The following is a 13,073-nucleotide window of genomic DNA, read 5'->3' as shown; positions in this document are numbered from 1 at the left end:
TAATAGAACTTATGCTTGTTGTTATTATTATTGGCGTACTCGTTGCAATGGTAGCTCCAAGATTTGCAGGCAGGTCCAAACAAGCAAAGATTACGGCAGCTAAGGCAGATATTGAAGCAAATATTGCAGTAGCCTTGGAGCTATTTGAACTGGATAATGGTAGATATCCTACATCTGAAGAGGGGCTTAATGCGTTACGGGGGAAACCTTCAGACCTTGAGAGCTGGAGGGGCCCTTATATTAAGAAAAGAATCCCAGTGGATCCGTGGGGCAATTCATATCAGTACAAGTGTCCTGGAGAGCATGGCGATGATTATGACCTCTTCTCCTGTGGACCGGACGGAGTAGTTGGCGGAGGGGATGATATTACTAATTGGGAAGAGAGTGCATCAAGCGAATGAAGATGCGGGAGAAGGGGCTTACATTTATTGAGTTGATTCTAGTTATTAGTATACTCAGTATTCTCACAGCAATATCTACTCCTTTATTTAGACATACTTTTGATAACCTGCAGGTTGGAAACCTGTGTCGGGATATATCGAAGCTCACTAAGTATGTGCAGGAGAGAGCAATTATGGAGCAGGTAATTCACAGGATAGATTTTGATGTTAATAATAAAGAATACTGGGTCAGTATAGCAAAAGACCCCTTAAATCCAGAGAAATTTATTGCACTAAATAATAAGCTTGGTAGAAAAAGAAGGTTCCCTCCAAATATACTTCTGGAGTGTACTGAACCGTATGCAGTATTTTATCCGGATGGAAGAGCCGATGAATTAACAGTACATTTATCAGGCGCAGATGGCGAAGTTTATACTTTAACCAATAAAGAGACCACTGGTTATGTCAAGATATTCAAAAGGTTTTCTTCTTTTTGAGGTAATGATTACAGTAGCCGTTTTATCTCTTGGTTTAGTAGTCATCGTACATTCATTTATTAGCTGTTTGAATGGGACAAGAGCAATTGTAAATTACGTAGGTGCCGGTTTTTATTTAGAAAAAAAGATGTGGGATATAGAGAACGGATTAGAAGATACATATGGAAAAGACGAGAAATACAGATGGAAACTGGATACAAATGTTATTGAAGATACTGACCTTAGTGAAGCCATATTGAGCGTGTCATGGGATCAGAATAATATTGAAAAAAAATTAACTCTCGCGACATATCTAAAAAAATGACAAAAAACACTAAATTCGAAGCACGAAATACGAAACAATATAAAATTACCAAAATACAAATGCTCAAAACAATGTTTAGGATTTTGAAAATTAGAGTTTTGAATTTGTTTAGGATTTCGGATTTAGGATTTCGGATTTCCCCAAACTCTTTGCCTGAAAATAGTTGGGGCTTTACATTATTGGAATTGTTGATTGCAATTCTGATTTTTGCTGTAATTGTCAGCGCGGTATACAGCACTTTGTATTCAGGCATCAAGGTATGGAATGAAGGTGATGCGAAAACACGTTTCCCGGAATCTTCGCAAATGGCACTTAATAGGATGACAAAAGACCTGAGAAACGTGACTAAATTCTCTGAGATTAAGTTTGAGGGAGAAAAGCACAGTATTTCAATGCCAGTGATAAAAGATGTGTATCAAGATAAGGATCTAATAACTCAGATCTATAAAGTTAGCTATTATTTAGATAGCGGTAATATAATGAGAGATGTCCAGACATATCCTGAGAGTTTAAGGGGGCAAACTAAGAAACGGGAGCTAGTTTCTGGAATTCAAGAACTAGCTTTTTCTTATTGTAATGTAGAGAAAGAATGGAAAGATTCATGGGAAGAAGCCAATCTGCCATATGCAGTGAAATTGTCAATTAAGAGTAAAGAGGATAATATTCTTGAGGCAATAACAGAAATTCCAATATTTGATACGGGGATAACGTATGAATAGGCGTGGTTCAATTCTGATCATAACCTTGTGGATTTTAGCTATTCTTTCTCTTTTAGCAATTAGTTTTGCTCATCACACAGCTGTTGGTATAAAGCTTACTGAGTATCATATCAGCAGTCTCAAGAATTTATATGTATGTAAGGCAGGTATCAAGAGAGCATGTTATGAATTGAATAAAGATAAAGAATACGACTCCCTTAATGATTCATGGAGTGATAATCCAGAGGCATTTAAGAATGCAGGTGTAGGAGACGGCACATTTACAACAGTTAGTTATCAGATTGAAGATGATAATAAAGACATGACTAGCATATATGGGATGATTGACGAGGAGAGAAAGATAAATATTAATAAGCTTGTTAAAAATGGTGTTCAAGACGAAATTAGATTAAGCCAGGTAAAAAAAATTCTTGAGATACTTGATATAGATACAGTGATTGCAGACTATATTGTTGACTGGCTTGATTCAAATTCTTTAGGAGATGGAGAAGAAGATTTTTATCAGGGGTTAAGTGTACCTTATAATTGTAAAAACGATTTAATTGAGTGTTTAGAGGAGATGTATTTGATAAGGGGAATTACGGCTGAGATATTTAAAAAGCTAAACCCATATATCACAATTTATGGAGATGGGAAGATTAATATAAACACTGCTGGAAAGGAAGTCTTTGCTGCTTTGGGAATGGATGATACGCTTGCGCAGCAAATTTTAGATTACAGAAGCCAGAACGGAGGAGAAGAGGATTTGTATTCTTTCAAGACACTTGAGAGTATTATCCCGAATTTAGATAGTTATCAACAGCTGACTCCTGAACAGATACAAGTATTGAACGCTCTCCTACAAACAGGATATTTAACAGTATGTTCAAGTGTTTTTACAGCAAATGTGACAAGTGTGTTAAATAATAGTAAGCTTGCAAAAAAAGTGGATGTTGTTTTGCAAAGAGAAGAAGATAATATAAAGATAAAATACTGGCATGAAAACTAAAAAATCAAACTCGAAAACCAAAATGCAAATGTTCGAAACGATGTTTGGGATTTTGAAACAAGGGGTTGAAACCCATTGTTCAAAACTTTTAGGAGGATTTCGGGTTTATACGAAAGAAAAAACTAAGACGCTATGGTCAGTGCTCTGTACTCTATGGTCTAACTTAATAAACACACATGTAATTACAGGAATTGAAATAGGTCAGAATAGTATAAAGGTTGTCCAAGGTATTTCTGAGTGGAAAAAATCCAGGATAAAAATTATAACTCTTTTAACAGAAGAAATTAAAAACAATGATGAAAAGCAAGAGAAACTTAAGCATATAATCAATAATCTGATGATCAAGCCTAAAAAGGTTATAGCTTGTATTCCAAGAAGTCTTGTAACAGTCAGATATTTAAACCTGCCGTCGACTAGTGAAAGAGAAATAGCACATATGGTACAATTTCAAGCTGAAAAGCAGCTTCCGTATTCCAAGGAGGAACTTGTTACAGCTTTTAAGGTTATAGGAAGCAATAAAGATGGCTATTCCAGGGTGATGCTGGTTCTTGTTCATCAAGATGTTATAAACAATCAGCTCAAGTTATTAGGGGATCTGAAATTAAATCCAGAATACATTGAATTAAGTTCTCAAGCTACTGCCTCTGCCTTTATCAAAGAACATCCTGGAAAAAATAAGGCAGTTGCTTTTATTGATATAGATATATTCTCAGTTGATATTCAAGTCATATTTAATGGGGAATTAGTTTATACGAGGAATATTTCTCTGTCTGAGAACAGGCGACAGGAATCTCTTCTAGAAGAAATAACAAAGTCTCTCAATTCCTATAACAAGGACAATAAAGAGATAACAAGTATTTTTATAAGTGGAAAAGTTCATAATAAACTGATGGAGAATTTGTCCAAGAGTTTTGAATGGCCTGTGGAAATATTTAATCCTGTAGAGAACTTAGCATTGCATAAAGAAAAATTTTCTATTGCAAATCAAAGTGAAACTTCTTTGTGTTCGATTGTAGGCTTGATTGAGAACTTTCCTAATGTCCTGCTTAATGTTTTACCTGATGAAATAAAAACACAAAAGCAAGTCAGAGAAAAGCGAAAGAACTATCTTGTTCTAGCATCTCAATGCATTGGTATATTATTTCTTATTTTAAGCGTTTTTATGAGAATACTCTATGACAAACAGAATACATCAAAATGGCTGGATATAGAGATTAAAAAGACTAATCCAATCGCTAAAGAAGTTAATAAGCGCGCTGAAAGACTGCGTGTTATAAAGGAACAAATAGATACTAGAAACTCGTGTTTGGATATTCTGCATGAATTGCATAAGATAATTCCTGATACTATTTCCCTCTCAACCCTTGATTATCAGCTCAACAATACTCTTAAAATAAAAGGGCAGTCTAAGGCATTATCCGATGCATTAGGTCTTATAGATATACTGGAAAAGTCGTCTTATTTTAAGAATGTTCAGTTAAAGTCTTCTAACATGCGAAGACTTCGCGATATGGAAGTTGCAGATTTTTATATTCAATGTGAAATAGAGAGCTAAAAATAATGTTAATAAAATCCATGGCTGCACTTTCAAAGAGAGAGAAGGGCGTTTTTTACCTTTGTGCGGCGATTATTGCGTGCGCATTACTGTATAATTTTATATTTGAACCTATAGCCAAGAAATGGTTAAAGGCGAATAAGGAAATTCAGATAAAGAGAATGAGTTTAATGAAGAACATTAGAGCTGTAAAAAACAGGAAAAAGGTTTTCTCTGAGTATGAGCTTTATGCTGATAAAGTGAAGCAGAAAGGGTCTGATGAAAAGGAGATAGCCCAAATTTTTCGCGAAATAGAATCTGCTGCAAGAAATAATCATGTGCGTATCTTGAATATGAAACCTGTGTCATTCATTGATACCTCAGGAGAAAAGGAAGGATATAAGAAATTGGCTGTTGAGGTTGAATGCGAAGCTGAGATGTCCTCACTTGTTCAATTTATCTATAATATTCAGACTTGTTCCCAAATACTCAAGGTGGAACAAATAAAACTAAAAGCTAAGGAAATGAATTCCAATATTATAGGAAGCACCTTAAGTATTGGTAAGATCTTAATACTGTCATAGATTTGACAGACAGGGGTCTACTGAGGTATACAGGTAAGAGTTACACTGAGGTTATAATGAATATAGAGCAAACAGTAAAAAAGATTATTGATGATGTCAGAGCCAATGGTGATAAGGCGCTTTTAAACTACACCAAAAAGTTTGACGGTGTTTTATTAACAAAAAGCCAATTAAAGGTTTCAAAACAGGAAATAAAAGACTCAAGGTCTGTTCTAGTGGACGAAGTTCTCAAAGCAGTAAAAGAAGCAAAACGCAATATAGAGAACTTTCATAAAAAACAAATTCATGGAAGAAAAACCTGGTATCGCGGTAGTCCAAAGACTGTTTTGCTAGGAGAAAAATATACTCCTATTGAAAGTGTAGGTGTATATATTCCCGGGGGCACTGCTCCGCTCGTATCTTCTGTATTAATGACTGTAATTCCTGCAAGATTAGCTGGAGTTAGAAGGATTGTTGCAGTTACGCCGCCACAAAAGAATGGACAGATCAATAAATACATATTAGCTGTGCTTGATTTTTTGAGGGTAAGAGAAGTATATAAGGTTGGAGGAGCACAAGCAATTGCAGCACTTGCTTTTGGTACAAGGACAATCCCAAAAGTGGATAAGATTGTTGGGCCTGGGAATATATATGTTTCTACTGCTAAGAAACTAGTTTACGGAGCAGTTGATATTGATATGATTGCAGGACCCAGTGAAATAGTAATTATTGCAGATAAGGATGCAAATCCCAAATATATTACAGCAGACCTTATTTCTCAGGCTGAGCATGGAGAAAACGGAAGGTTTATCTTAATCACAACATCAAAACCTGTTGCAGAAAAAGTCAATGTTTTGATGAAAGAACAAGTTGCTTTATCGCCTGGAAGAAAAGCTATTGAGAAATCGCTGGATAAAGGGAAAGAGGTGTTAATTGTAAAAAACATGGATAAAGCAGTATCAATAGTAAATCAAATAGCTCCTGAGCATCTGGAGCTTCATGTTTCGAAGCCGCAGAGACTGGCGAAGAAGATAAAGAATGCAGGAGCAATCTTTCTTGGAGAATATAGTCCTGTAGCGATAGGGGATTACATTGCAGGGCCAAATCATGTCTTGCCAACCGGGGGCATGGCAAGGGTTTTCTCTCCATTAAGCATTGATGATTTTTTGAAAAAATCTTCTATTATCTGTTACAGTAGAAAAGGACTCAAGAGGGTTAAGAGGTCACTGAGTTTGCTGGCAGATTTAGAGGGAATGGATGCACACAAGAAATCTCTGTTAATAAGATTGGAAAATGAATTGTGAAAACAAATTTTGACTTAATACTTCGGGAAAACATAAAAAAACTAAAACCTTATTCAGCTGAGAAAGTTGATTGTAAGGTCAAGCTTGATGCTAATGAAAATCCTTTTGATTTTCCTATGGAATTAAAAGAGATTATATTAAAGGATTTGTTCAAGCACCCATTCAATAGATATCCGGATCCTGATGCATCTGAAATAAAAGAACTGCTTTCAAAGGAAATAAACAGAAATAAGAATAGAATCGCAGTAGGGAATGGTTCTGACGAATTGATACAATCATTAACACTTGCTTTTGGCAACAGAGGCAACTTGTTTTTTTATCCATCGTTTTCAATGTATGGAATAATATCAACGGTGTGTAACACAAAGACTAAAGTTATAAACCTTGATAAGAAGTTTGATATTGATATAGATACTACGCTTAGATGTATTGAGAGGGATCAACCCAGTCTCATTTTTATCGGATATCCTAATAATCCCACAGGCAATTGCTTCTCAAAAGATAAAATAATAAGTATTATCAAAAGTTCATCAGGGCTTGTTGTAATGGATGAAGCTTATTCAGAATTTTCAAAGAAAACATTTCTACCACTAATTAATAAGTACGATAATCTGGTTATTTTGAGAACATTTTCCAAAGCATACGGCCTTGCAGGCTGTCGTATAGGTTATATGATAGCTTCAGAAAAGGTAATGCAACAGGTTAACAAGGTAAAGTTACCGTTTAATTTGAATTCCATTTCACAGCGTATAGGAATCATAGCCTTAAAACACAAGAAGAAGTGCAATGAAGCTATTAAAATTATTATCTCTGAAAGATCCAGACTCCTCAGGGAAATGCAGAAAAACAGCATGCTCTATACCTTCCCAACAGAAGCAAACTTTATTCTATTCAGACCCAAGATTTCGTCTGAAACCGTATTTAAGAAACTTCTTACCAGCGGTATTTTAATACGCAATGTAGCTGATGATAGATTGTTAAAAAATTGCCTGAGAGTTACTGTCGGAAAGCCGTCTGAAAACGATGCCTTTCTTCGTGTTATAGAAAAAATCTCCTAAACTTTCCACATTCCCCAAAAATTTCCCTTGACTTTTTCAAATAAGTTGTATACAATTACAATACAATGCAAAAAGGTTTTTAAATGAAAGATACATTAATAAAAGGATTATATAAAAAGATTAGGTTAAGCGTTCTGAATGGCGCGATAAAGCCTCATGAGAGAATTGTTGAACAAGACCTTGCTAAGAAATACAAAGTCAGCAGGACTCCTATTCGAGAAACTCTGCGTCTGTTGGAAAACGAGGGATTAATCACAGCTATTCCCAATGTAGGAACATTTGTGAAACAGCATTCATTGGATGAGATAAAACAGATTTATGAAGTACGAGCTGTATTGGAAGGTTATGCTGCAAGATTAGTTGCCCTGTGTATTAGTAATCAGGAAATAAGAGAATTGGAGAACATTGGAAAAGGAGAAAATAAAGCTAAACAAAGCAAGGATCGGAATGCTCTGGTGAAAATAGACAGGGAGTTTCATGACTTTATTATGAAAAAGTGTGGAAATAAAGAACTTGCCAGAATTATGGAATTATTTGACTATCAAACACTAAGTTTATATACTAAAAGTGTTACACATGGAGAATACTCCGAGAAAAATCTAAGCTATTCACATATACCAATTGTAGAAGCCATAAAGAAAAGAGACCTGGATTTAGCAGAAAAACTGGCAAGAAAACATATTGAAGAGGCAAAAGAGAAATTGATGAAATAACAAAGGAGAATACAATGAAAAAGGGAAAAGAATTTTTATCAAGTATCTGCTGTTTATGTCTGCTGGTTCTGCCTTGTGCCTGGAGTTTTGCAGCAGGAAAGAATCTTATCGAGAATCCATGTTTTGAAATTATAAAGCCGGGAACAAATTGTCCTGAAGATTGGGAACTGGGTGACTGGACCAGCCCAAAAGCAAATGTAAAACTGGAGTTATCAGAAGACAGCCATTCAGGCAAATATTCTGCTAAAGTAAGTTGGTCTCCAAGTGAAAGTGATGTACTAAGCAATATAGTTTTTCGTCAGGATGTAAAGATAAAAGGGAAACATAGTTTTCGATTAAAGTATTTTTATAAAACAGGGGAAAATGGCCGTATTTTTTGCACTGCTCAACCTCGTGGGAAAGGAAGTAAACCATTAGAATCTAAATCATCGGGGACATACAAAACTGCTTTAGAGTGGACTGAACTGACGTATGAATTCACAACCCCTCCTGAAACAGAATATATGACAATTTATCTCAGAAACCGAGATTGTACTGTATGGTATGATGATGTCTCTTTGGAAGAAGTAGATCCTGCAGAAATAAAAAGAAAGGAGAAACTGATGATCAAGAATCCAGGCTTTGAAATTATAAAGCAAGATACAAACTGTCCTGAAGACTGGACTCTGCAGGAATGGACAAGTCCAACGGGAGAGGTGAAGCTGGAATCATCTGAAGACAGTCATTCAGATAAATACTCTGCAAAAATAATCTGGGTCTCAGGCGGAAGCAACATCATCATCTCCCAGGGAGTAGCAGTAGCGGGAAAGCGCGGCCTCCGCCTGAAATATTACTTCAAGACAAGTGACGATGCTACGCCTATTTTTTGCTCTGTAGTAATGCATGGAAAAAAGAAAGAATCCATAGACTCAAGAAGAATCGGCAAAACTTCAGAATGGAGACAGATGACATGTGAGTTTATTACTCCACCGGACACCACTGCTCTCACTATCTATCTCAGAAGCGGGAGGGGAACTGTGTGGTATGACGATGTCTCTTTGGAAGAAATAGACCCTGCAGAAATTGAAAGAAAGGAGAAACTGATGAAAGGCGGATTGTCTCTCTGGTATGATTTTAGTGAAGGTTCTGGCTCAATGGTTCACGATAAGAGCGGAAATGAAAATACCGGAAAAATATACGGGGCTGAATTTGTTAAGCTCGGAGACGGCTATGTTCTGAAGCTTGATGGCAAGGATGATTATGTTGACTGCGGGGACGGAGAAAGTTTAGATATTCGTGATGTAATTACAATAGAAGCATGGGTACACCCTGAAGGCGAACCATCTTATGGAAGTTCAGGGATTGTAGGAAAAGCGCATCACAGTTATGTATTAATGCATGGTTTAGATGGAAGCTGTTACTGGTACATATCAGGTGGGGCTAATAATGTTCGTATGCCATCCCTTGCACCTGACATCTGGACTCACATAGCAGCAGTGTTCGACGGAAAGTCATTAAAATTATATTTTAACGGGGAATTGGCGGGTGAAAAAACTTCAAAAGTTAGCAAAATAAGCAGTGGAAGCAAACTTTATTTGGGAAGAAGTGATGGGGCCCTTATTTACACAAAAGATGCTCATTTCAAAGGGATGATTGGAGAGGTTAAGATTTATAATAAGGTTTTTTCGGATAAAGAGCTTGAGAAACATTACCAAATGAGCAAGGATAAAATGCTGAGTTACAAGATAGGCATAAAGCCACACATATGGTATGCTGATAAGGAAATAATAATAGAGCTCAATCTGACTGGTTTAGGAGAAGTTCCATCAGAAACTACAGTTCTAGTTGAACTAATAAAGCCGGGGGTAGAGAAAGCTGTTTGTAAGACCAAGTTGGAGTTGCCAGTTAATGTAAAAACAGTAGATGTTACTCTCAAGGTAGACGATTTAACTCCTGGTGATTATGTAATTCAGTCAACAGCTTTTGACAGGAATGGAGGTCGGATAGGAAAAACTTCTTCTAATGAAATAATATGGCCGGGAAAACGCATACCACCAGAATATAGATCTGCAGGAGAAGTTCTCAATAATTTTGTCACAGAATTACTGAATGTGAAAGGGGAAAAAGTCAGGAATGACAAGGAGTATGAATTTATAACTCCCCGAGAAGGGTGGATTTACATTTCATCAACTGCCGATGTAAAAGAACAGGAGAAAGTATTTATTACGATTGATTCAGCTCCTAAAGAGAAAGCAGTGATTGTTCATGAGAAAGACAAGGAGCAGACCCTAGAGACAATGCAGTTTCTCTCAGAAGGTAAACACAGCATAAAAATCTGGTGTAATGAAAAAGATGTATCTCTCGAGAATCTCGTTGTGCGGGCTATGCCTGAGATACTTCTGACAGAATATTATCCAGATGTTATCGAAAGGCATAAAGACATGCTTAAAGAAATTAATGTAATAGTTCAGGGTTACTGCAGACATTATCAAGAAAACATTATGGAAACTGAAAATATAGAAGAAAGCAGAGAACGGCTTGCAGAATGGAGAAATACGGGAAGAAAAGTACTTATACACAGTGTAATTCCTGACATTGGACTTGGTCAGAAAGTATCTTTAGAAAAAAGCTATGACTTCTGGTCAACATCGGCTGGATTTAAATATTTTGACGGGATAATAGTTGATGAGTTTGCATATGAGACGAAAGAGCAAATTCCATTTTTTATAGAGGCATTAAGAAAGATACATGCAGACAAAAAATTCAAAAATAAGACGTTCTATGCCTATAGCGGGGGGTTCAAATGGGCAAATTATAAGAGTAAAGAAGCTGAGGAGTTCAGAAAAACGATTATGGAATGTGGTTACAAGTTTGCACCCGAGATTTATCTTGAGGAACGATTAACAGAAATAGAGGCCAAGAAATTTATAGAATATCAACTAAGACAGGGGATAGTTTCATGGCAGAAGATTATTCCAGACTCGCTAAAGCAGACAGTTGTTGTTCTTTTTTGCAATTCAAAATATGAATGCAGCGCGAATTGTGAGTCAGGTGTAGATTTTAAGGTATTCATGGACATGCAGATGAATCTCATAGCAAACGACCCGGCGTTCTTTGGGCTTTCTGGGATTGCGCAGTATAAGACGTGTCGTTATGTGGATGAAGAAACACTGCGCTGGATAAGCAAGCTCTATCGCCATTACTGCATTAAAGGCAAGACTAATATGCTTTCTGATGAGTATGGATATAAATACATATTGAGCCACATTCAGAACTCTAATTTTGAGGAAGGAATGAAAGGATGGACAGTTGCTCCTGCAGAAAAAGGAAGTATAGAAACTGGCGAAATACAAGGATATGGAAGCCTTGGAAAACTTAATTATGTTAGAAGAGAAGGTTGTGGAGATACCTTTGTGATGATGAAAAAGAACAAAAACAGGGCAAATATAATTTCCCAGGAAATCAGGAACCTTAAGCCTGGAAAGCTTTACTCTGTCAAGTTAGTTACAGGAGATTATAAAGATATTTCCAAAGGTGAATCAGTTGAAAAGGCACATGAAGTATCAATAAAAATAGATAATGCAGAATTGATTCCAGAAAGGTGTAAGTTTTATGTTTACAAAGCTGGTCGGGGTAATATCCCTTTGTATGATTCGAAAAATAGGCCGTGTTTAAACTATCACTACAAGGTATTCCGTGCTAAGTCTGATACGGCAAAACTGGTTATATCTGATTGGAAATCTGATAAAGATTCCGGAAAAAATCTGGATCAGCAACTAATGTGTAACTTTATTGAAGTCCAGCCGTATTTTGAAAATTAAATGGAGGAAATTTAAAATGCTAAGTACAATAAGAAAAATCTGGAGAAGCAGGAACTGTTTTACACTTATTGAGCTTTTGGTTGTAATAGCGATCATAGCTCTTCTCTCATCAATGCTTTTACCGGCGTTGCTGGGTGCAAGAGAGATGGCTAGAAGGATAAAATGTGTCAGTAATTTAAGGCAGATAGGTATGGCAATAACAATGTATTCTGATGACTATAATGGCTGGTTTCCCTTATATGATGGTGTTTCTTTAACGAGTCCGCCAAGTTCTACGGTTTGGTGCGGGTTCCTGGGAGAGCTGGGATATTTCCGTAATGATGAAGGAAAGCGCCAGACCTTTGCAGGCAGTGGATATTTATTCTCAGACAGAGTCTTCCGCTGCCCTTCTGTGAAAGAAAGAAATCAATGGACTGATTATGGAATAAGTCCTTTACTGTGCTGCGGCACCAACTCTGGTTCAATGAACACCTCTATAAATAAAATGTCCAAGATCACGCTACCTGCTAAAACCGTTCTGGCAGGTGATGCCGGAAGTTATCCTGACGACAGCGGAGCGCAGTATCGCCTTTGCTACTTTACTGCATCACCACCATCAGTGTCGGGCTATGAAGGATACTATACTGCCTGGAGACATAACAGCACAGCTAATTATGTTTTTATTGACGGTCATGTGGAAAATGTAAGAGAAATGACAGTTTCAGAGCTTGCGGCAAAGTTTGTGTGGGACTAGAGAATAAATCATAGACAGAAAATTTCGATAGAAAGGATGTTGCCATGATTAAGCTGTTTTTCACTACGATACTGATCTTCCTTTGTATACCCTGCTTTGCACAGGCAAAAGAAGCAGAAGAAGGACTGGTAATCCATTACACCTTTGAGGAAGGAAGCGGCAGGACACTGCGTGACCACAGCGGCAACAAACTGCATGGCAAAATCAATGGTGCCAAGTGGGTAAAGGATGATTTTGGTACTGCTCTGGAATTTGATGGTAAAGACGATTTTGTCGAATGCTCTTACAGTGAGGCAACAGATACTCCTGATTCCTTCTCTGTAGAAGCATGGGTGTATCCGCGGGATTACGGCGGAGGTATTTTCTGCCGGGTTCTGGGTTCTAAATGGACAGATGAACGTCTGGTGCTTGCAACATTCTACAGGGCCGAGAAGACGCCATCTTGTGTTTTCTGCATCTCAGACGGAGCAAAATATGATG

The 13,073-nt window shown here is 37.0% G+C and carries 13 protein-coding genes; all 13 read left to right on the top strand.

All coding sequences use genetic code 11. From position 1 onward, the window contains the following. A partial coding sequence (gene gspG, locus KKC91_01765) for a type II secretion system major pseudopilin GspG (protein MBU0477282.1) occupies positions 1 to 401 on the top strand: 401 nt, incomplete at its 5' end. After that, positions 398 to 877: a type II secretion system protein gene (locus KKC91_01760; GenBank protein ID MBU0477281.1), complete on the top strand. Its 480-nt coding sequence runs from the start codon at positions 398 to 400 to the stop codon at positions 875 to 877. The genes gspG and KKC91_01760, both read left to right, overlap by 4 nt. Beyond that, entirely contained in the window at positions 843 to 1,181 is a 339-nt protein-coding gene (locus tag KKC91_01755) for a hypothetical protein (GenBank protein MBU0477280.1), read from the top strand. The genes KKC91_01760 and KKC91_01755 overlap by 35 nt, the downstream gene beginning before the upstream one ends. 179 nt (positions 1,182 to 1,360) lie before the next feature. Continuing rightward, positions 1,361 to 1,900, top strand: coding sequence for a hypothetical protein (locus KKC91_01750; GenBank protein MBU0477279.1), 540 nt, complete (start codon positions 1,361 to 1,363; stop codon positions 1,898 to 1,900). Next, positions 1,893 to 2,888, top strand: a complete 996-nt coding sequence (locus KKC91_01745; protein ID MBU0477278.1) for a general secretion pathway protein GspK — start codon at positions 1,893 to 1,895, stop codon at positions 2,886 to 2,888. The genes KKC91_01750 and KKC91_01745 overlap by 8 nt, the downstream gene beginning before the upstream one ends. Then, positions 2,878 to 4,443: a pilus assembly protein PilM gene (gene pilM / locus KKC91_01740; GenBank protein ID MBU0477277.1), complete on the top strand. Its 1,566-nt coding sequence runs from the start codon at positions 2,878 to 2,880 to the stop codon at positions 4,441 to 4,443. Before KKC91_01745 ends, pilM begins: the two co-directional genes overlap by 11 nt. 5 nt (positions 4,444 to 4,448) lie before the next feature. Further along, complete coding sequence (pilO, locus tag KKC91_01735) at positions 4,449 to 5,006, top strand: type 4a pilus biogenesis protein PilO (protein MBU0477276.1); 558 nt, start codon at positions 4,449 to 4,451, stop codon at positions 5,004 to 5,006. Positions 5,007 to 5,062: 56 nt separating this feature from the next. Beyond that, positions 5,063 to 6,289: a histidinol dehydrogenase gene (gene hisD / locus KKC91_01730; protein MBU0477275.1), complete on the top strand. Its 1,227-nt coding sequence runs from the start codon at positions 5,063 to 5,065 to the stop codon at positions 6,287 to 6,289. Then, positions 6,286 to 7,347 carry a histidinol-phosphate transaminase gene (gene hisC, locus KKC91_01725; GenBank protein ID MBU0477274.1) on the top strand — a complete coding sequence of 354 codons (1,062 nt, stop codon included), beginning with the start codon at positions 6,286 to 6,288 and terminating at the stop codon, positions 7,345 to 7,347. The genes hisD and hisC overlap by 4 nt, the downstream gene beginning before the upstream one ends. A gap of 83 nt (positions 7,348 to 7,430) precedes the next feature. Next, complete coding sequence (locus tag KKC91_01720) at positions 7,431 to 8,060, top strand: GntR family transcriptional regulator (GenBank protein MBU0477273.1); 630 nt, start codon at positions 7,431 to 7,433, stop codon at positions 8,058 to 8,060. A gap of 14 nt (positions 8,061 to 8,074) precedes the next feature. Further along, entirely contained in the window at positions 8,075 to 11,860 is a 3,786-nt protein-coding gene (locus KKC91_01715; protein MBU0477272.1) for a LamG domain-containing protein, read from the top strand. Positions 11,861 to 11,876: 16 nt separating this feature from the next. Beyond that, on the top strand, positions 11,877 to 12,593 hold the full coding sequence (locus KKC91_01710) for a prepilin-type N-terminal cleavage/methylation domain-containing protein (GenBank protein MBU0477271.1): 717 nt from the start codon (positions 11,877 to 11,879) through the stop codon (positions 12,591 to 12,593). A gap of 44 nt (positions 12,594 to 12,637) precedes the next feature. Beyond that, positions 12,638 to 13,073, top strand: a 436-nt coding sequence (locus tag KKC91_01705) for a hypothetical protein (protein ID MBU0477270.1), incomplete at its 3' end; no start/stop codon positions are given.

The sequence above is a fragment of the bacterium genome, from assembly GCA_018812485.1.
Taxonomy (GTDB): Bacteria; JAHJDO01; JAHJDO01; order JAHJDO01; family JAHJDO01; genus JAHJDO01.
This window is presented reverse-complemented; position numbering and strand designations above follow the sequence as displayed.